Below are 19,724 nucleotides of genomic sequence, written 5' to 3'. Positions count from 1 at the left end.
GATTCGCGACGGCCAGGTCGCGATCCGCCGACCCAGGGCGCCCGGGCGGTCACCGTCGAAGGGACCCGGGACATACTCGGGCTCCGGCTGGCGGGCACGGTGAGGGTGCGAAGTACTGACTGAGGGTGCTGATCGAGACTAAGAATCGCAGCCTCACCGACTGCTGCATCGTTGCCTGCGACGAGCTCAAGGGGTTGCCGGACGCCGTCGCGACGGCGTGCCACAGACCTTCGTGCAGACCTTCTCTGTTCATAATAGTGAGGGCGGGACGGTCCCGTCGGCCACCTGCACCGTCGCAGGGAGAACCTATGCAGACGCGCATCCTTCGAGGACCCCGTGCAGAGCCGTTCCCCCGCGGTGATGGCAGACCGTGAACCAGCCTGCGGGAGCCGCGACACCTGTAGTGGTGATCGCGGAGATAAGGTTCTGGCGCGGGAAGCCAACGCACCCGGTGAACCACAGGTGGTGTCTCCGTAGGAAAGGCCACCGACCATGGCTCATCTTCGAAACGCCGAAAGACCGGCATTTTCGCCGGTATCGACTGGGGCGGATCATTCCACCAGCTCTGCCTCGTTGACGCGGACGGCAATACCATCCTTCAGAAGCGGTTCCAGCACACCGTCACCGGCCTCGGGGAGCTCCAGGCGGCTATGACCAGACACCCCGGCCAGGTCCGGGTCGCCATTGAACGCTCCGAAGGGGTGCTGGTGGAACGGCTGCAGCAGGCCGGGCCGGAGATCTACTGTGTTTCCCCGGAAATCTCGGCCAGGGCCCGGGAGCGCTACCGGTTGGCCACGAGTAAATCCGACGCATTCGTCCTGGCCGACACGCTGCGCCATGAACATGCCCACTGGCGGCCGCTTTCCACCCCGTCCGCCCTGCTGGCGCGGATCAGGGCCCTGAGTCGGGACCGGGAACGGCTGATCATCACCCAGCGCAACACCGAGAACCGGCTCAGTGCCGTCATGGAGTCCGATAACCCTGCCGTGCTGCACCTGTCTCCAGTTTGGACCGGGACATCTCGCCGGCGTTCATCGAGCAATACCCGGCACCGGAACAGGTCCGCCGGCTGACCGTCAGGACCATGGCGCTGTTCTGCGCACGCCGGCACTACTCCGGACGCACCAGCCCCGAAACTCTCACGGAACGGATCCGGCCCCATATGCTCGCCGGCAGCGCCGGGACCAAGGAAGGCAAAGCCCTTACCGCGAAGCTGTTTGCCGCCCAGTTAAGGATGCTTAACAGCCATATCAGAGGCTCATGAACTCCGAACTCGCCAACCTGCTTCAGGACCACCCCGACACCGCTGTTTTTACAAGCTTCCCGAGCATCGGCGACACCGGCGCGGCCGCACTCATGGCCGGCATGCAATTGTCGTTGCAATTACTAACTCAGCCTGGTGACAGCATCAGGGGCCCTCCCGAAATCCCTTCGGAAGGAGCCCCTGATTCTGTCACAGGCTACTAGCCCATAGCAGTGACACTCTTGTCCAAGCCGAGCTGATCCACGACCAGCTGCTGGGCCTCCCAGGTAATGTCCGCACCAACACCACCGTCGTTCATGACCATGTCATATGACTTCAGGGGCTGCTCGATCGTGCCATCGAAATAGGGCATGACTTCCTGAGCAAACAGACGGTGACTGCGCAAGGTTGCATCGTGGTCTGCCCAGTCCACCCCCATCAGCAAATAAGTGCCAAAGCCGCCTGTCTTGTCCAAGAGCCTCCGGATCTGAGCACGGGCCATCTCAGGCGTGCCAACGATCGCGGCGCCGCTCTCATTAAAAATCTTCACGGCGGTTTCAACGTCATGGTAGTCGAGTCCCTGAGCCTGCTTATGAATATTCGCACGGTAGGTCTCGGTAGACGGCATACCCCAACGAATCTCTTCGATAGCCTGTTCCAGGGTCGGCGCCAAGTGCATTGGTCCCATGAGCCGCCACTTTGAACGCTCCGGTGCGGGTTGATTGAATTCAACCGCCGTCTTTTCCATCAGTGCCCACTGCTTATCGAGGACCTTGAAACCGGCAGGGTCGGTCGCGGCCACGGAGATGATGTTGGCGCCGTTCTTGCCGGCCGCATACGGAGCATTTGGAGAAATTACGCTCACGATTTGAACATCGAAGTTGTTGTAAGGCAGCAGCTGGAGTTCAGCGTTCTCAAGGGTGAACCAGTCCGTCTTGTGGGTGACAACCTCACCCTTCAGAAGCCGGATGATGCAGCTCAGCGATTCCTCCATCATCAGACGGTGCTGCTTAACATCAGTACCCATCATCGTCGCGTCCTGCACGAGCTGTCCTGGCGCCACACCAAGGTGCACACGGCCCCGGGTCTGGTGGGAGAGCTGAACGATACGAGAAGCGACCTGGAACGGGTGGTGCCACGGAAGCGATACCGCGCCCGTGCCAAACTTTATACGCTTAGTCCGCTCCGCTGCCGCCGCGATTAGTAGCATTGGGTCATCTACAAGCTCGATCCCGCCTGAATGGTGCTCCCCGACCCAGGCCTCGTCAAAGCCGAGGCGATCCATCTGCTCAATGATCTCGAGATCCTGCTGGATGGAAAGGGTCGGATTGATGCCGGGCTTGTGGTATGGACCGATGAAGATGCCGAACTTGAGCTTGTCCTTCTTACTGAACTCCATGAATCAATTCCTTACCTCTTTGTGAAGAATCACTTGTACTGAACTATGTGCCGTTCGTGTGTTCGGAGCGACCTGACTCAGTGCCGTTGCGAATGAGCTCGCGGCACTATGTGACTTACCATATAGCCTACCGTGCGTTTGGTCGAATGTAGACTCAGCTTTTTTAGCTGATTGAGGCTGGGCCTCGGCCTGCCATGGGCACACTGGAAGCCTTTCGAGGCCTCCGTACCTATCAATAATCGCGAGTACAGGTCAGCGAGGATCGTTGCGGGGACCACACAAACCTGCGTCAGGCCAGTGGTGCGAAGCTCGTTGTGGTGGCTACCAAAAATGCCGCAGAAAATCTTTTCTCCCAGTGGTGATATGCGAGTAAATCGTCAACTCGAGATCAAGTGATGGGGCGAATCATCCAAACGACTGGTTGACAAGACGGGAGGTTGCAGTGTTCACTGGCCACCAGATACGCACCGGTATCGACGCTCCACCCAGTCGGAGCGTGGATGAACTATCCATGCGCTACGGAAGCGCATTGAGTTATAGTGAGGCAATTTCAATGAGGAAATTAATCAGAATCGGTACTGTAGCGACAGTATTTGGACTCGGCGTATCGCTCGTTGCGTGCGCTCCCGCTACGACCGCCGACGGAACTGCAGCAAAGCAGGGTGACAACTCCTACGCGACCACGGGTGTAGCTACGACCTTTAAGTCCGCTAAAGAGCTTGTCGATTCGTTTGACACGTCTAAGCTTTGTGGCGACAAAAAACTTGTGATCGCACATCCCCGAGGACTCGGGGTGGGCTGGCTCCTCACCCAGGATGCCATTCTCAAGGATCACCTTGCTAAGTTCTGCCCGAACGTCACTTTGACGACGACTGACGCGCAAGCAGATCCCGCCAAGGCAAACTCAGATCTCAACTCACTCGTTGCGCAGGGCGTAGACGGTGTCGTCATCGATCCCCTGTTCGGCGAGGCTATGCTCCCAGCGATGCAGGCCGTTAAAGATGCGGGTATCCCGATCGTGACCTACGTATCCTCGTCTGGCGCGACAACTGGTAAGGAAGTTACGGCTGTTGGTGAGGTCTACACAAAGGGCAATGGAGTGCTCTGGGCAGAATTCATGAATCGGGCACTTAAGGGTAAAGGGACCATTGTCTTCCTCGGGGGCGGCCCCGGACAGCCTTCCAGTATCTCCAACATGGAGGCGATTAGGGAGAACCTCAAGCAATACCCCGGTTTGTCCCTCGTTGAGGAGGAATTCCAACCAATTAGCAATGACGCCGCACAAGCACGCACCGTGATGTCTGCCCTCCTCGCAAAGCACGGGCGCATCGACGGCGTGATTGCTGATAACGGTGGAGTCGTTAATACGGTCTTGGAAGCTTATGACGCGTCAGGATTCAAACCGCCTGCGCTTGCCGTTTCCGCTGCAACAAACGGGCTGAACTGTGGATGGGATAAGCGTCGAGATTTTCCTTACTTCTCGACTGATGGTAACCACATGGGTTCAATATCGTCGCTACGCCGTGTGCTTGCGGAGATCAACGGTGTCAAGTTCGACCAGTCACTCACAGTTGCCCCGTGGGCAGTCGTTGACACCCTAACCCCAGGAATGGAACCGACGTGCGATGCTTCCGCCTCGCCTGACGTCGACTGGACGACTTCTCTCTCGGACACAAAGGTTAAGCAGTTGTTCGGATAGCCCCGAACATAACCAAAAGTTAGCCATATTACTGATACATCCAACTCTGCATCCCCTTACTAAAGAAGTGCTTGTAAAGAAGCAGGGGCCCCTGCTTCTTTACAACGCTTCTAGTTGCCATACGAAAGGTCGCCCCCGCTATGTCTGTTGCTGGGATATCAACCGACACCGAAACTTCAAAGATTGCGCTCTCCCTAAAAGGAATTACGAAAGACTTTCCGGGTGTGCGCGCGCTGGACAATGTAAATCTTGAGGTCCGTACCGGTGAGGTTCACGGTGTTGTTGGGGAAAATGGTGCCGGTAAATCAACGTTGATGGCAATCACTTCGGGTGCGCTTCAATCAGATTTAGGTACGGTCACAATTCTCGACGAGAGGCTCGACGAGGCCGATCCTCAGGCTGCGCGTAAACGGGGCATAGCGATTGTCCGCCAGGAGCCGGCACTCATGCCTGACCTGACCGTAGCGGAGAACCTATACCTCGGCGTCACGACGGAGTTTCGTCCACCAGTGCCCGCACTGATGGCTTGGGCGGAACGGGTACTCTCGACGTGGGGGGAAACCTCGATCGATGTCCGGGACCGAGTCGAGCAACTGGGTCCCCAAAATCGTTTCATTGTGGATATTTGTCGCGCGCTTGCACAGAAACCGCGCGTGTTGATTCTCGACGAACCGACCGAGCATCTCGTAGCCGAAGAAGTCGGGGTGCTCTTCCACCACATTCGCCGGTTGGTTGCAAAAGGCACAGCCGTCGTTTACATCTCGCATCGCCTCAACGAGGTGAAGGAGATCGCCGACCGCATCACGGTGTTGCGCAATGGCAAGAGCATCGGCACTCATAAGGCTGCTGATCTCACTGAGGATCAAATTGTGCAGCTTATCATTGGCCGCGAGCTCGATGTGTTTTTCCCAGAAAAAATCGCCTTTCAAGGCGGTGACGACGCTCCCCTCCTAAGCATTTCAAATCTGTCGAATCTAAACCTTAACCAGGTGTCACTCGAAGTTAAGCGCGGCGACGTCATCGGACTCGCTGGTATCGAGGGCAACGGACAAAAGAACCTGCTTCGCGTGCTGGCAGGTCTTGAGAACGCAAGCGGTTCGGTCTCGGTCGGGGGGAAGAAACTACGACTTAACGACCAGCACTCCTCTACGGTCAACGGAATCACCTATCTGACTGGTGATCGCCATAATGAAGGGGTGCTATCTGGGCTCTCGGTGGCCGAGAATACGGTCTTCCGCAACTTACGGTCACTGAGCCAGCGCGGCTGGGCCCGGGAAAAGACACTCCGGAAACATGCCGTGCAGGTGATTCGAGACTTCAATGTAAAGACGCCGTCGCTTGATACACCGATCGAGGCTCTCTCCGGGGGAAATCAACAGAAGGCTCTGCTCGGTAGCGCTCTTGCAAATGAGCCGACCATTTTCCTCGTTGAAGAACCCACGCAGGGTGTTGACGTGGGTGCAAAAAGCGAGATTTACCAGCTACTCCGGGACGCGGCGGCGCGAGGTGCCATAGTCATCATCCACTCCTCCAGCGCACTGGAGTTGGAGGGCGTTGCAGACCGTGTCCTGGTCATGTCTCGAGGGCATGTCATCAACGAGCTTGTCGACGATGAGATCACGGAAGAGGCAATCACCGGATCAGCGCTCAAGGCGGATACCCAACGGGTTCGTGTCGAGCAGAACCAGAGAAGACGCTCGGGATGGCTTGCTGGAGACACCGCCCCAGTTGCTGTCGTCGGCGGACTGATCATGCTGCTGACACTCATCAGCTTCATCGCTAACTCCCGATTTCTTGGAGCGACGAACTTATCTGGAATCCTGATTCTCACAGCCCCTCTGGCACTCATCGCGATGGGCCAACTGTTCGTTCTCCTGACTGGAGGTATAGACCTCTCAATTGGACCCTTGATGGGCTTGGTGCCGGTCATTGCTTCGTTCTATCTAGTGGATGGTGTGACAGGGCCCTCGCAGGCGACGGGCTGGCTATACATGCTTCTGGCAGCGATAGTCGTCGGAGCGATCAACTGGGGCTTCATTGACTTGCTCAAGATGAACCCCATCATTGCGACCCTTATCACCTATATTGCAATACAGGCCGTATCCTTTACGTTACGCCCGACTCGCGGGGGTCGGATCAGTTCCGCGGTAACGGACCCTCTGAAAGCAACAATCGGGTTTATTCCCTTGGCATTCATTGCGGCTCTTATCATGGCGCTTATCCTGGGCTACTTCCTCAAGTACTCCCGCCCGGGCATTGCTCTCCGTGCGGTAGGTTCATTTGAAGAGTCTGCGCGCGTGAACGGTCTTAATCCAAAGGCAACTCGGTTCGCGGCCTATCTGTCTTCAAGCCTTCTGGCTTCACTAGCAGGCGTGCTCTTGATGTCTCAGAACGGAACCGGTGACCCGCAAGCAGGTATTTCATACACCTTGCTTGGCATCACAGCTGCGGTCCTCGGAGGGGCAAGCTTGTTTGGTGGGAGGGGCTCCTTCTTGGGTGTGATCCTCGGCGCGATTCTTATCAATGTTGTGAACGCGATGTCCGTCTTCCTTGGACTCACACCTGACTGGCAGTACTACCTCATCGGTGCCATGACTATCGCATCAGTCGCACTGTATTCAATTGCTCGCAAAAAAGCAGCGGTCGGCCATTAAGGACTAAAAGTCATGACACTCAATCAAATTAAGTCACCCCCGGAAGAGCGGTTTGGCAATCGTGTAGAGAGCCAGCCGAGTGGAAGCGTCTGGCAGCGGATGGGGAGCAAGCAATGGACGCCGGTCGTCATTGCAACCGTTCTGGTGTTCGTGGCATCCGCAATAATCGCACCCAGGTCTTTGCTTCAAGCTTCACTGCTCGCAATGATTGTGCCGACCGCGGTACTCGCTGTGGCAGCGATCGGTCAGACACTCGTGGTACAGCAGAAGGGGATTGATCTGGCAGCACCCGGATATATAACCTTGGCGGCGACCATTACCGTATTCGCCCCAGAAAGACTGGGGACATCGGGTGCCGTCTCAGTTGGATTGGCACTGGTCGTTTCCATTTTGGCTGGGTTGCTCAACGGGTTTTTCATCGCGAAGCTCAACGTCACGCCAATCATCTCTTCGCTTGCACTGAATTCGCTTCTATTGGGTGGGATGTGGACCGTTTCAGCAGGAAGCGCCTTCAATGCGCCCTCGGAATTAACCTGGTTCGCCAAGAATTCCTTGCTAGGGCTGCCACTTATCGTTTGGCTCGCAGTATTGCTGGTTGCCGCGACCGCAATCTTCATGTCGAAGTCCTCGACTGGACGCAGGTTTGTGGGTGTGGGTGCAAACCCATCTACAGCGCGAGCGACGGGCGTCAAGGTTGACCGCTATATCGCTGGCAGTTATGTGGCCTCGGGGTTCTTCGCGGGACTTGCCGGAGTGCTACTCGTCGCCTACCTAGGCAAGTCATCTATTTCGATCGGAACACCCTATCTTTTCCCTATTATCACCGCCGTGATTGTGGGCGGAGCGGTGCTCTCAGGAGGGCGCGGCAGCGTGGTTTCCTCAGCTATCGCCGCCCTCTTCCTTTCTCAGGTTGTGCAGATGGTGCTGACCCTCGGGGCACCCGAGTCGGTCAGGCTTCTGGTTAATGCCATTGCGATAGCAATCGCATCAACGGTAAGAGTGGTGCCTTGGGGAAATGTATTTCGCAGAAAGAATAAAACAGGGACTAATTGATCTTTGACGTATACCCGTGTGCTGCGCGAAAGGCACATACCCGAAACAGAAAGTTGGAACCCATGACCAAATTACTGGCTAATAAGGTCGCCGTCGTTACCGGGGGCACGAGCGGCATCGGTCTCGCGGCTGTGCAACACTTCGTAGCTGAAGGCGCCAGCGTGATAATTGCAGATATTCAAGACAAGCTCGGAGACCAGATCTCTCAGGATCTCGGCGAGCAGGCGGCCTATCTTCATGTGAATGTCACGCAGGAATCAGATGTCGCAGCCGCTGTCGATTTCGCTGTCGAGACGTATGGCAAGCTCGATATCTTCTTCAACAACGCTGGGGCGCAAGGTGATCCCTCGCCCATTATGGAGATCGAATCTGAAGGCGCAGGCCGGACGTTTGAACTCCTGAGCACCTCCGTGCTTTTGGGACATAAGTACGCGGCTCGGCAATTCGTGAAGCAGGGCACTGGCGGTTCAATCATCTCGACTGCTAGTTCAGCCGGGCTCGAGGGTGGCTGGAGCAGCGTTGGGTACACCGCCGCCAAACACGCTGTAGTCGGGGTCGTACGGCAGGCCGCTGCCGAATTGGCTCGACAAGGAATTCGGTCGAATGCTATTGCTCCCGGCGTAGTGATGACGCCGATCATGGCGAAAAGCTACGGTGTTCCTCTCGACCAGGCGGAGGAGTTCGCGGAGTTTCTTGCGGAACGGCTCGGGGGCACCATGCCCTCAGGGCGGGTTGGATTTGCGCCAGACATAGCGAAGGTTGCCGTCTTTCTTGCATCTGATCTCTCAGCCCATGTAAATGGCGTGACCATCCCGGTGGACGGTGGCGCAACAGCCGTTACCCTTAGCTCGTTCGGGCAAGACATCGGTCTGTACGTCGAGCAGTACTGGAGCCAGGCCGGGCTTCGTGGAGGCTCGCGGGAGGCCACGTCCGGGGTGAAGGAGAAGACCTAACAAAACCCGGCCTAGGTCCAGACGTAGGCAAAGTCCGCCACCCAAACAGTGTTTGCCGCCTTGATGTCCCAACGGCGGTTGACCCGGTCCGGGTGACGGGACGCTTCCTTGTCCTTCCAGGACGTCCTGCCTCTCACGGCACCGACTAGACCTGAGCCCTACTGCTGCTACTTGATTCGGCTGGTCATGATTCATTCTCCCCTGAGAACGGAGCCTCGACCAGACAGAGTATGGACAACTGCAACACCGTGCAAGAACTAGACATGAGAACAGGAAAAGCAATGACCCTACGTTTCGATAACCGAACCATCATCATCACTGGTGCCGGTAGCGGCCTTGGTGAAGTGTATGCAAGGCTGCTCGCTAGCCGCGGAGCCGCCGTCGTGATCGTCGATCTTGGCGAAAATGCCGAAAAGGTAGCCGCATCGATTGGTGCAGATGGCGGAAAGGCCGTCTCCGTCATTGGGAGCGTGTCGGATCAAACCACCGCGAAAGCTGCTGTAGATGCAGCGCTATCAAATTACGGCAGTCTTGATGGCCTTATCAATAATGCGGGCGTTGGTTGGGAGCGTCCGTTCATGGAGGACAGCATGGAGGACCTTCGCCTCCTGATGGACGTCCACTACTTCGGGACAGTCAATATGACTCGCGCTGTTTGGCCTGTAATGGAGAAGGCTGGCTATGGTCGCATTCTCAACATAACCTCGGCAAACATTTTTGGGATGGAAGGCTGGGCGGGATACGCTGCAGCGAAGGCCGCGAATTTTAGCCTCGGTCGTTCTCTCGCGCTTGAAGGAAGGGCATCTGGCATTAAGGTAAACAACTTGGCGCCTGCTGCGCTTACCCCGATGCTTGTCGATAACGTCAAGCAGCCAGAAATTTTAGCATCAGTTCAGTTCGCAAAACCGGAGCTAGTTGGCCCAGCTGCTGCATATCTGGTGCATGAATCGGTACCGTTCACTGGTCACACGTTGTTCTCTGCCGCGGGGCTTGTCGCCGACATTCTTATAGGAACCACGCAAGGGCAGACTGATCCTGACCTTACGATCGAAAAGGTCGCGGAGTTCGTAACCGGAACCGAAATGCACGAGAACCTCAAGATCCAGAAGAGCACGATTGAACAGACCACCGAAGGCCTGGTGACGACTAAGTAGCGAGGCTCTGCCAGAGAAGAGTTTCTGAGCTGCGGGTTGTTCGCATAGCCGCGAACAACCCGCAACACCTTCATGGTTGACCTGACGATGAGACGCACGCAACTAATACCCGGAGGACGAAAATGAACTGGCCCGACTCGATTTCAATATCGAATGATTCGGTAGCGTTAGGAGATCAAGATGGATTTCTGGTCGCTAAACACTGACGGGAGCGGAATTGTCACAGCGACGTTCTCGAACTCACCAAGCGGCTATTGCACGGATGCGGCGGTAAGCGAACTGGAGGCGCTCACGCTCGCGTGGAGCGGAGATCAAATTGCGGGGCTGATCCTCAGCGGTCGAGGGAACGGGTCCTTCATCACCCATTTCTCCCCTGACGAAATCCGCGCAGGAATCGAAGGCACCGATGTTCTCGCGATGCTAGGCCCGGCGCGCAACGATCGCGTTAATCGACTGTTCAATCTGATCTCCGCTGCGCCGTACCCAGTTGTTTGCGCACTCAACGGCGACACCATGGGTTTTGGCTACGAGCTAGCGTTGGCGTGCGATATTCGCATTGGTGAGAAGGGTGAGTTCCTCTACGGGCTTCCCGAGACCCGGCTGGGTATTGTCCCCGGGTCCGGCGGCATGCAGCGACTGAGTCGGCTTATCGGTTACGACCGTGCACTCAGCCTCGTGCTGAGTGGCTCAGTCGTCGCGCCCCAGAGGGCGTTGGAACTTGGCATGATCACGGAACTCGCGGATAACGCCCTTGAGAGATCCCGCGCACTCATTGGAGAAATGCTCCGTAATAACAGGCTTGCAGTGGTCTCCGCGAAGCGCGCGATGCAAGCCGGTCGCGAGGCGCCGCTGGGCGTTGCACTGGATCTCGATTCCGGAGCGAGCCTGCGAGTGAAGTTCGGCTCGAAGGCGGTAACCGTGCTCGACAGCTATCTCAGATTGCCCCTTTCTGAGCGCAGGACCTTTCTCGCTGGCTGAGTGAGAAAGGTGCGCGTCGGAGAGGAGGCATGTCATTGATTTGTCTCGGCATAGTTGAGTCTCTTTCCAAAGATCCGAGTTGAGTGGCCCTTCGCAGATGAGCGTGGTTGGGGCGGCCTGTAGCCCCTCTTCTTTGTTGCCCCCGGAGGCCCGGCCAATCCTAGTTCTTTCTCAAGCGGAGTGCGCAAAAAAATGTTGCATCTTTTGACTTTTACTTAGAACCACAGCCGGAGACGGAATCGAAATCTATCTCCCAGAACTTTTTCGAGTTCATCTCGGAGGCGAACCCCTTCCAGGTCAAAGTGTTTGCGGCGTTCCTCACTCCCAAACATCCCTGTCTCTTCATTCGCATGTTCGTTGAAGAATTTCGCCCAGGCCACAAAATCCTCGTACAGAGCCTCTGGTAGTTCGCTCTTCCAATCAGGAACATCTTCTAGCGCCCAGAATATGGTGGACATCGGCCAGGTGTACCCGTAATCGACGTCGATAAGGATCTCGGGTCGAGGATCTTGTGAAGGCGTGGCCACAATACGACTCTATCCTCAGCAGCCGGGCTGGCCGACGGGTATGAGGTTATGATTGGGGCTGCCCCCGGTTTTGTTGACTCCTTGACCTAGCGAGCTTGTGCTCGTGGAAGGATGTTGACCATGCCCACGGCTTATGGGGCGGAGTTCCGCCAGGATGTTATTGATGTGGCCCGCAAGGGCGAGGCGCCGCTGGCGCAGATTGCTAAGGATTTCGGGCTTTCGGTCACGACGTTGAAGCGCTGGATTGCAATCGCCGAACGTAAGGAATCCGGGGCCGCCCCGGCGGCGACGGAGTCGGCCGAGATGCGGGAGCTGAAGAAGCGTAACCGCCTGTTGGAGCAGGAGAATGAGATTCTGCGCCGGGCTGCTGCCTATCTGGCCAGGGACATCAACCCAAAAAGATTTACCCGCTGGTCACGGAGCTTGCCGCCGACGGTGTTCCCGTGGCGGTGACCTGCAGGGTGTTGAAGATCAGCAAGCAAGGCTATTACCGGTGGAGGGCCAGCCCGGTGACGGAACGCGACTGGATCGATGCGCACCTCGTCAACGCCGCCCTGGACATCCACGCCGACGACCCTGCATTCGGGTACCGGTTCATCGCCGACGAACTCCCGGAGAAGGGCATCACGGCGGGTGAGAACAGGGTCCAGCGCTTATGTAGGGACCACGGCATCTGGTCGGTGTTCTCGAAGAAGCGTGGCCTGAACCGCAGACCCGGGCCGCCGGTCCACGACGACCTGGTCGAGCGGGATTTCACCGCCGCGGCGCCGAACGAGCTGTGGCTGACGGACATCACCGAGCACCCAACGGCCGAGGGCAAGCTCTACCTCTGCGCGGTGAAGGACATCTATTCCGGGAGGATCGTCGGCTACTCGATGGACTCGCGGATGAAGTCCTCGCTTGCCGTCGCCGCTTTCATCCAGCCTGCCGGTCTGCCCATCGCTACCTCCAGAATCGAGGCGTTGCGACGACCGGTTGAATCCGTCCAGTTCCGGTCACGCCGGTTCGTCGAGTCCCTCCGGCACCACGGGCTCACCGGATCGATGGGCAGGGTCGGGGCGCGCGCGGACAACGCCGCGATGGAATCGTTCTTCTCGCTGCTGCAGAAGAACGTCCTGGACCGTCAACGGTGGCTCACCAGGCAGGAACTCCGGCTGGCCATCACAACCTGGATCGAGAGAACCTACCATCGCCGGCGACGGCAAAGAAGGCTGGGCAAACTCACGCCCATCGAATATGAAACAATCAACCGGACCGCGCTCACAGCGGCCTAAGACCCCGAGTCAACGGAAGCCGGGGCAGTCCCTCCTTTCCTAGCCCTGTAAGGGCGGTGTGATCGTGCGGGCGGCAGTAGCCCCGTGCCAAGCGGCACGCATTTCTCGCTTTAGTGCAGAGGTCCCGGATTTTCTCGCCTCGTCACAGTGTGAGTCCGCCGTCGATCGTTATTACCTGACCCTGGACCATGGTGAAGCGAGGGTCGACCATCAGCTCGACAATGTTCGCGATGTCGTCGAACGCAAGGCCGCGGCCGGACGGATTGAGGGCAATTTGATCCGCGAGGCGCGTTTTCCAGGTATCGGGAAACATTTGGCGGCGGGCCTCGGTCTCGAGCGGGCCAGGAGAAATGCTGTTTACTCGCACGCCGCGGCCTGCCAGCTCCGTTGCAAGGTAACGCATCATGTGCTCTCCAAGGGCCTTGGGTCCGCCCAGAGCACCGTAGTCCTTAAGCGCGCGCTCGGACCCCTTGCTTGTGACGTAGATGATGCTTGAGCCAGGCCGAAGGAGGGGAAGGGCTTCACGAGCGACATGCACGATTGACGTGCCGTTTCGTGCAATCGCACCGTTGAGTTCTTCTCCGGGAATGTCGATCGTTCTGCCCGAGATGGCAGTTGCTGCTGCGTGCACAATGACGTCCAAGTGGTCTGTGTGCTGCCGAATACGATCGATGATCATGCGGATGTCACCTAGTGAGCCCATGTCCGCTTTTAGCAGGTGTGCAGATGCGCCTCGCTGCCTGATCTTTTCTGCGGCCTCGCTGGCTGCATCGTCATTGGAGTGATATGCGATGAAGACATCGGATCCGGGCTTAGCGAGCCGCTCGGCAATCGCCCGACCGATCCCACTTGACCCACCGGTAACTAGTATCGACAACGTGGCTCTCATTCGCTGATAGGGAGGCAAGAGCTCTGCGCTAGCCTGTGATTATTTGATTTCTTGAACAAACGATTGCAGGACTCAATAAGATGTGCCCATCTGGCGGAGGTACCGTTCGACTTGTCGTCGCAGCGATCAGGGAGCCCCCGCGCCGCCGTCGACGCGGTACTGGGCAGCCGTAATGAAATTGCTTTCATCGCGTGAGCATTTGGCTCAAGGCTTCGTGCCATGCACTGTCGGGTTCGTTAGCGACGGAAGCCAAACGCACCAGCTCTTGGGGTTTGACCCAGACATGATCCCCGTCCCAACGGCCTAGCTCTTTGTTGCGTTCAGAGACAGCAAAGGTTGCTGGTGTAGAGTTCGCGATTACGATCTTGAGTTCGCGAAAGTTGCCAGGATCAATCAGGAGCGGCTCGCGATTCGCCAGGGAGGCGTCAAAGGAGATGATCATTAAGGGTGGTCCTCATTGGGTTGGATGGGAAGCGCTGTCCTGCAAAAGAACAACGCCTGCACTCGCATGATTCAGGCGCTGGGGCCGGAACTGCCGCTTCGTCGGGCCGGCTGCTCGGCTGAATAGCCTCGTGGGCGACCTTCGAGCAGTCCGTGCGTGTTGTCGAGGGGAGAATTTCGATCGCCACTTCGTAAAAATATGAGCGAAAGGGCGCTTACGGTGACAGACTCTCCCGTAGTCCGGGGATCACGTCAGAAGTGTGCGTAGATGGCAGGAATTTCTCCATACCTTGGTTGCGGTAATGGAACCAGAATGCCTGTCGCTTCGGAAGCATACTGAATTCAGGGTCGGCACTAAGCTTGTGCGCCGCATCTATTGGCCAGTGGGGGTTGTAAATAGCCTCCCTCGCGATGCCAATGGTGTCGGCCATGCCTTCCGCGATGAGGTGCTCGGCGTGGTGTGCGTGGACGATCAATCCGACGGCGTTGGTCATGATCATGGCCTCCTTCCTCACGGTCGCCGCGAGCGAAGCCTGATAAGCGTATGCGCTGCGGCGGTCCGTTCCGACGTGCTTGCTGATTCCTCCCATCGAGCAGTCGATCATATCGACGCCCAGGGCCTTCAGCCGCCGGGCCAGCGTGACAGTATCCCCTATGGACCAGTTGGATCCATCAACGCAGGAGAGTCGTACCAGCAACGGCTTGGACTGAGGAAGGACGCTGCGCACGCCTTCGACGATTTCTTCAAGGAAACGGGCTCGGTTTTCGAAGCTTCCCCCATACTCATCAGTGCGGAGATTGGTCGCTTCCGACAGGAACAAATGGATGAGGTATCCGTGAGCTGCATGCAACTCGAGTACTTCGTAGCCGGCTTTGTCTGCCCTGGAGGCTGCCGACACAAAGGCCTCGACTATCCGGCGGATATCTGCCTTGGTCATTTCACGAGGCAACGGGTGCCCGGGTGCAATCGCTAGCGGTGTCACGCTTGGAGCTATCCTGTCCCATTCGTGCGGATCCAGGCCCTCCATTTCCTCCATACTCAGCGGTTCGCTGCCGTCCCATGGGGCCCGTTCCATTACCTTCCGTCCGGGATGCATCAACTGAATGCCAGGCACTGAACCATTGCGTTTGATAAGTTGCACGATGCGCTTGAGGCCAGGAATAAACTCGTCATCCCAGATGCCCAAGTCGCCCGGCGTTCCTCTGCCGCGCTTATCGACCGTGGTGCCCTCCTGCATTACGAGACCGGGGCCGCCTTCGGCGAGTTGTCCGTAGTGCATCAGATGGTAATCAGTTGCGTGACCCTTCTCTCCGCAGTACTGCCACATAGGTGAGATGACGATTCTGTTTTTCAGCGTTACGTCGCGGAGCTGGACGGGGGTAAAGAGCATACTGGGGGACAAATCTATCTCCTCGGTGAGTGATTTCTGGCTTGTAGGTGTGCATGGCCTTGCGGTAGACCACCGTCTGTGTCGGAGACTCATCCTGACCTAGACCCGAATCTGAAAGAGTTGGCACGATAACGTGACAGTAGGTGGTGAACTGCCGTCGTGACATGCATCTCATGGTCGCAAGTTGCAGCTAACCAGTCAAGCGTTTGGTTGGGAGTCTATTTTTTTGACGACTCGCTCGAGAGTGCATACCTTGACTACCAATCAAACGTTTGGGTATCGTGAGCACGCCTCGACACCAAGGACGGTCGAGACAGTGCCCACCGTAGAAATTCCCAATGGTCCACGATCAGTTACACCGCCACCGGCGGTGACCGCAAGTTTCTGCGGAACGCGGCCAAGGAGCACCGAGCGAAAGCCATCACCCGGGTAAAGGGCCAGCCAAAGCCAAAAACGCTAGGTAGCATGTGCCGTTTTGTTGGGTGACCTGAGGGAAGCGCTGCGCCTCTGTAGCGGACCGGGTATTCACCATGCCCCAGCAGACGGAGGTCTCGCTCCGTCAGCCGTCGTCCCTGCGTGCGAGAACCCTCTGGTTGTCCAGTTTGGTGACCCAGAGATCGTAGCCGTCGGCTCTGGTCAGAAGCCTGCGCTCATGGACGCCTTGGCGGGAAAGCCATACGATGTTCCCGTCATCCGTAGCTGCGTCTATAGCGCCGGTGCGCAGCAGGCATCGTCCCCGCCGGACATCGACCTCACATCCCACCAGGAACTGCCAATCCTCCGCGAGTTCTGTTTTAGCCTCAGCCATGGATCCCCGCCATGGCACAGTCTCAATCGCTGCCTCGTTCATATCGAACTCCTGCTCCTGCTCCATGGCAACAACTCAACAACCTTGGGTACTGATTGACGAGTCTACCAAGCGTTTGTATGACATGCTAGGCTCGGTTTACTAGTCGATGGCCTGCTGCTTCTGATCTCCGGCTGCCTTGCCAATGCGGTGAACGTTCCAGCAATCCGACATTGGTGGTCCAGCGACTGGCTCTCTGATTGGCCTGGAGGCGAGTCCTGGAGGCTTTTTGCCGCGCAGCCGTAGGTGGCGGACATCTGGGGGAGTGGCCGTTGACAAAACAATGTTGTTTATCGCGTGAAGGGTGTTTCCATGGTGTCAGCTACCGCAGGACCGCAGGCTTTCCTTGTTGGAGGTGTCCGCACCCCGGTGGGGCGGTACGGCGGGGCGTTGTCCTCGGTCCGGCCGGACGATTTGGCGGCGCTGGTGATCCGGGAGTTGGTGGCCCGTGCGGGGCTGGATCCCGACAGCATCGATGAGGTGATCCTGGGCAACGCCAACGGCGCGGGTGAGGAGAACCGGAATGTGGCCCGGATGGCTACCCTCCTGGCAGGGCTGCCCCTCCATATCCCCGGGATCACGGTCAATAGGCTGTGTGCCTCCGGGCTGAGCGCCATCATCCAGGCCAGTCAGATGATCAAGTCCGGCGCCGCGGACATCGTGATCGCCGGCGGGGTGGAGTCCATGAGCCGAGCCCCCTGGGTCCAGGAAAAGCCCGCCACGGCGTTCGCGAAGCCGGGACAGATTTTCGATACCTCCATCGGTTGGCGGTTCGCCAACCCCAAGTTCCAGAAGGGTGAGCTGGCCAGAGACGGCAAGATGACCTACTCGATGCCCGAAACCGCCGAGGAAGTGGCCCGGGTGGACGGCATCACCCGTGAGGACGCCGACGCGTTCGCGGTCCGCTCCCACGAACGGTCCCTCGCCGCCATCGCCGCGGGACGGTTCGCCGACGAGATCGTGCCCGTGACCGTGAAGACCCGCAAATCCGAGACCGTCGTGGACACCGATGAGGGCCCGCGTGCCGGGACCACCCTGGAGGTCCTCGCCGGCTTACGCCCGGTGGTCTCCGGCGGTTCGGTGGTCACGGCCGGCAATTCCTCCACCCTCAACGACGGTGCGTCCGCGATCATCGTCGCGTCCGAGGCCGCCATTGAACGGCTGGGCCTGACACCCCGGGCCCGGATCATTGACGGTGCTTCGGCCGGCTGCGAACCCGAGATCATGGGCATCGGCCCGGTCCCTGCCACCCAGAAAGTACTCAAGCGCAGCGGCATGAGCGGGGGCGACCTGGGCGTCGTCGAACTCAACGAAGCCTTCGCCACCCAGTCGCTTGCCACCATGCGGCGGCTTGGCCTGGATCCGGAGATCGTGAATAACGACGGCGGCGCCATCAGCCTGGGGCATCCCCTCGGTTCCAGCGGATCACGGATCGCCATCACCCTCCTGGGACGGATGGAACGTGAGGACGCCAAATTCGGCCTCGCCACCATGTGCATCGGCGTGGGCCAGGGCACTGCGATGCTGCTGGAGCGCGTATAGTGTCCGCCCCGGACCTCGCCACCGAACATTTCAGCACCCTCCTGGTCGAAGAACGTGAGGACCGCGTGGTGGTCCTCCTCAACCGGCCGGACGTCCGTAACGCCATCGACCAGCAGATGGTGGATGAACTGCACGTGGTCTGCGCCGCGCTGGAACAGAACCCCAAAATCCTGGTCATCGCCGGCGTGGACGGTGTTTTCGCCTCCGGTGCGGACATCGCCCAGCTGCGCGAGCGGCGCCGGGACGACGCGCTGCAGGGCATCAACTCCACCATTTTCGTGCGGATCGCGAAGCTGCCGATGCCCGTCATCGCGGCGCTGGACGGCTACTGCCTCGGCGGCGGGGCCGAGCTCGCCTGCGCTGCGGACTTCCGGATCGGTACGCCCAGCGTCCGGATCGGCAACCCCGAGACCGGACTGGGCATCCTGGCAGCGTCCGGGGCAACCTGGCGGCTCAGGGAACTGGTGGGCGAACCGCTTGCCAAGCAGCTCCTACTCGCCGGCCTGGTGCTCCGGGCAGAGGATGCACTGGCTGCCAACCTGATCACGGAGATCCATGAGGCGCCGGAGCTGATGGACGCTGCCCACAACCTGGCGGACCGGATCGGCCGCCAGGACCCGCTGGCGGTGAGGATCACCAAGTCCGTGTTCCACGCCCCGGCGGAGGCCCACCCGCTGATCGATCAGCTTGCGCAGGGCATTCTCTTCGAATCCAAGGCCAAATTCGACCGGATGCAAAAGTTCCTCGACAAAAAATCCGACAAGACCACTGGAAAGAAGAACTCATGAACAACACCTTCCCTCCTTCCGGCCTGCCCGCCTTGGTGGGCGTCCTTGGCGGCGGCCGAATGGGCGCGGGCATTGCCCATGCCTTTCTGACAAAAGGCGCTGACGTGCGAATAGTGGAACGCGACGAGGAAGCCGCTTCCGCCGCACGGCAACGCGTCACCGAGGCCGTGGAAAAATCTGCTGCCCGCGGAACCCTCGGGTCGTCGACAGCTGATGTGCTGTCCAGGCTCAGCGTCTCAACGGAGTATTCCTCCTTTGCAGGGTGCAGCCTGGTGATCGAGGCAGTTCCGGAGGACCTTCAACTAAAAGTGCCCGCCCTCCTGGCGGTAGAAGAGCAGTTGGGGGACAACGCCTATCTCGCATCCAACACCTCATCCTTGTCAGTCGACACTTTGGCAGCAGAGCTCAACCGACCGGGAAACTTCCTAGGCATGCACTTTTTCAACCCCGTACCAGCGTCAGCCCTCATCGAAGTGGTTCTGGGCAAGAAGACATCTGCTGAATTGGCAGCCACAGCAAAGGGCTGGGTGGAAGCACTAGGCAAGACTCCCGTTGTCGTTCATGACGCCCCGGGTTTTGCCTCCTCGCGCCTGGGTGTAGCCGTTGCACTGGAGGCCATGCGCATGGTGGAAGAGGGTGTTGCATCTGCCGAGGACATCGATGCAGCAATGGTGCTGGGCTATAAACACGATACCGGGCCGCTCCGGACCACGGACATCGTAGGCCTTGACGTCAGGCTGGGCATCGCGGAATACCTTCAATCCATGCTCGGTGAACGCTTCCGTCCACCTCAGATTTTGGTGGACAAAGTGGCGCGGGGTGAGATTGGGCGAAAGGCTGGCAGGGGCTTCTTCGATTGGGCCTCCTGATTGGTCCGTAAGCCCGCCTGGAG

General features: G+C 58.4%; 19 protein-coding genes. 12 read left to right on the top strand and 7 right to left on the bottom strand.

Translation table 11 applies throughout. The features are described from left to right. Positions 1-524 precede the first annotated feature (524 nt). Positions 525-1,073, top strand: a complete 549-nt coding sequence (locus SBP01_RS13550) for an IS110 family transposase (protein WP_320538350.1) — start codon at positions 525-527, stop codon at positions 1,071-1,073. Between the two features lie 187 nt (positions 1,074-1,260). Continuing rightward, on the top strand, positions 1,261-1,467 hold the full coding sequence (locus SBP01_RS13545) for a hypothetical protein (RefSeq protein ID WP_320536118.1): 207 nt from the start codon (positions 1,261-1,263) through the stop codon (positions 1,465-1,467). Here SBP01_RS13545 and SBP01_RS13540 read toward each other — a convergent pair. Continuing rightward, a complete protein-coding gene (locus SBP01_RS13540; protein ID WP_320536117.1) occupies positions 1,464-2,642 on the bottom strand; it encodes an LLM class flavin-dependent oxidoreductase in 1,179 nt (392 codons plus the stop codon). The two genes, SBP01_RS13545 and SBP01_RS13540, sit on opposite strands and share 4 nt — an antisense overlap. A 496-nt stretch (positions 2,643-3,138) precedes the next feature. Here SBP01_RS13540 and SBP01_RS13535 point away from each other — a divergent pair, with 496 nt between their 5' ends. The 4 genes from SBP01_RS13535 (at position 3,139) to SBP01_RS13520 (ending at position 9,001) form a co-directional block, all read left to right on the top strand. Beyond that, the gene (locus SBP01_RS13535) at positions 3,139-4,341 is read left to right on the top strand and encodes a substrate-binding domain-containing protein (protein ID WP_320536116.1); all 1,203 of its coding nucleotides are present in this window, start codon (positions 3,139-3,141) and stop codon (positions 4,339-4,341) included. A 140-nt stretch (positions 4,342-4,481) separates the two neighbouring features. Next, on the top strand, positions 4,482-6,995 hold the full coding sequence (locus SBP01_RS13530; RefSeq protein WP_320536115.1) for an ATP-binding cassette domain-containing protein: 2,514 nt from the start codon (positions 4,482-4,484) through the stop codon (positions 6,993-6,995). 12 nt (positions 6,996-7,007) lie between these two features. Further along, positions 7,008-8,048, top strand: coding sequence for an ABC transporter permease (locus SBP01_RS13525; RefSeq protein WP_320536114.1), 1,041 nt, complete (start codon positions 7,008-7,010; stop codon positions 8,046-8,048). Positions 8,049-8,110: 62 nt separating this feature from the next. After that, the gene (locus SBP01_RS13520; RefSeq protein WP_320536113.1) at positions 8,111-9,001 is read left to right on the top strand and encodes an SDR family NAD(P)-dependent oxidoreductase; all 891 of its coding nucleotides are present in this window, start codon (positions 8,111-8,113) and stop codon (positions 8,999-9,001) included. A gap of 11 nt (positions 9,002-9,012) precedes the next feature. Here SBP01_RS13520 and SBP01_RS13515 read toward each other — a convergent pair whose 3' ends face one another. After that, the gene (locus SBP01_RS13515; RefSeq protein ID WP_320536112.1) at positions 9,013-9,138 is read right to left on the bottom strand and encodes a hypothetical protein; all 126 of its coding nucleotides are present in this window, start codon (positions 9,136-9,138) and stop codon (positions 9,013-9,015) included. A gap of 144 nt (positions 9,139-9,282) precedes the next feature. On the opposite strand from SBP01_RS13515, the gene SBP01_RS13510 reads away from it, so the two are divergent. Next, the gene (locus SBP01_RS13510; RefSeq protein WP_320536111.1) at positions 9,283-10,155 is read left to right on the top strand and encodes an SDR family NAD(P)-dependent oxidoreductase; all 873 of its coding nucleotides are present in this window, start codon (positions 9,283-9,285) and stop codon (positions 10,153-10,155) included. Positions 10,156-10,335: 180 nt separating this feature from the next. Continuing rightward, positions 10,336-11,133: an enoyl-CoA hydratase/isomerase family protein gene (locus SBP01_RS13505; protein ID WP_320536110.1), complete on the top strand. Its 798-nt coding sequence runs from the start codon at positions 10,336-10,338 to the stop codon at positions 11,131-11,133. Positions 11,134-11,348: 215 nt separating this feature from the next. On the opposite strand, the gene SBP01_RS13500 is transcribed toward SBP01_RS13505, so the two are convergent. After that, the gene (locus tag SBP01_RS13500; protein WP_320536109.1) at positions 11,349-11,660 is read right to left on the bottom strand and encodes a hypothetical protein; all 312 of its coding nucleotides are present in this window, start codon (positions 11,658-11,660) and stop codon (positions 11,349-11,351) included. A 120-nt stretch (positions 11,661-11,780) separates the two neighbouring features. On the opposite strand from SBP01_RS13500, the gene SBP01_RS13495 reads away from it, so the two are divergent. After that, positions 11,781-12,934, top strand: a protein-coding gene (locus tag SBP01_RS13495) for an IS3 family transposase (RefSeq protein ID WP_320536108.1) whose coding sequence is annotated in 2 segments (ribosomal slippage) — positions 11,781-12,060 and positions 12,060-12,934 — 1,155 coding nt in all. Because the reading frame shifts where the segments join, the coding sequence is not laid out codon by codon here. 142 nt (positions 12,935-13,076) lie between these two features. Here SBP01_RS13495 and SBP01_RS13490 read toward each other — a convergent pair. The 4 genes from SBP01_RS13490 to SBP01_RS13475 all read right to left on the bottom strand — a co-directional run bounded on the left by SBP01_RS13490 (position 13,077) and on the right by SBP01_RS13475 (position 16,529). Next, entirely contained in the window at positions 13,077-13,823 is a 747-nt protein-coding gene (locus tag SBP01_RS13490; protein ID WP_320536107.1) for an SDR family NAD(P)-dependent oxidoreductase, read from the bottom strand. Positions 13,824-14,007: 184 nt separating this feature from the next. Next, positions 14,008-14,265: a hypothetical protein gene (locus SBP01_RS13485; protein ID WP_320536106.1), complete on the bottom strand. Its 258-nt coding sequence runs from the start codon at positions 14,263-14,265 to the stop codon at positions 14,008-14,010. A gap of 214 nt (positions 14,266-14,479) precedes the next feature. Then, positions 14,480-15,667 (bottom strand): NADH:flavin oxidoreductase/NADH oxidase, encoded by a 1,188-nt coding sequence (locus SBP01_RS13480; protein WP_320536105.1) that lies wholly within the window; start codon positions 15,665-15,667, stop codon positions 14,480-14,482. A 547-nt stretch (positions 15,668-16,214) separates the two neighbouring features. Beyond that, on the bottom strand, positions 16,215-16,529 hold the full coding sequence (locus SBP01_RS13475) for a hypothetical protein (protein ID WP_320536104.1): 315 nt from the start codon (positions 16,527-16,529) through the stop codon (positions 16,215-16,217). A 285-nt stretch (positions 16,530-16,814) separates the two neighbouring features. On the opposite strand from SBP01_RS13475, the gene SBP01_RS13470 reads away from it, so the two are divergent. The 3 genes from SBP01_RS13470 to SBP01_RS13460 are packed head-to-tail and all read left to right on the top strand — an operon-like array spanning position 16,815 to position 19,701. Next, positions 16,815-18,044 carry an acetyl-CoA C-acyltransferase gene (locus tag SBP01_RS13470; RefSeq protein WP_320536103.1) on the top strand — a complete coding sequence of 410 codons (1,230 nt, stop codon included), beginning with the start codon at positions 16,815-16,817 and terminating at the stop codon, positions 18,042-18,044. Further along, positions 18,041-18,832: an enoyl-CoA hydratase/isomerase family protein gene (locus SBP01_RS13465; protein WP_320538349.1), complete on the top strand. Its 792-nt coding sequence runs from the start codon at positions 18,041-18,043 to the stop codon at positions 18,830-18,832. The genes SBP01_RS13470 and SBP01_RS13465 overlap by 4 nt, the downstream gene beginning before the upstream one ends. Further along, the gene (locus SBP01_RS13460) at positions 18,829-19,701 is read left to right on the top strand and encodes a 3-hydroxyacyl-CoA dehydrogenase family protein (RefSeq protein WP_320536102.1); all 873 of its coding nucleotides are present in this window, start codon (positions 18,829-18,831) and stop codon (positions 19,699-19,701) included. The genes SBP01_RS13465 and SBP01_RS13460 overlap by 4 nt, the downstream gene beginning before the upstream one ends. Positions 19,702-19,724: the final 23 nt, after the last annotated feature.

It is taken from the genome of Pseudarthrobacter sp. IC2-21 (assembly GCF_034048115.1).
Classification (GTDB): domain Bacteria; phylum Actinomycetota; class Actinomycetes; order Actinomycetales; family Micrococcaceae; genus Arthrobacter; species Arthrobacter naphthalenicus.
Note: the sequence above shows the minus strand (reverse complement) of the source record. Positions and strands in the feature narration are given on the sequence as shown.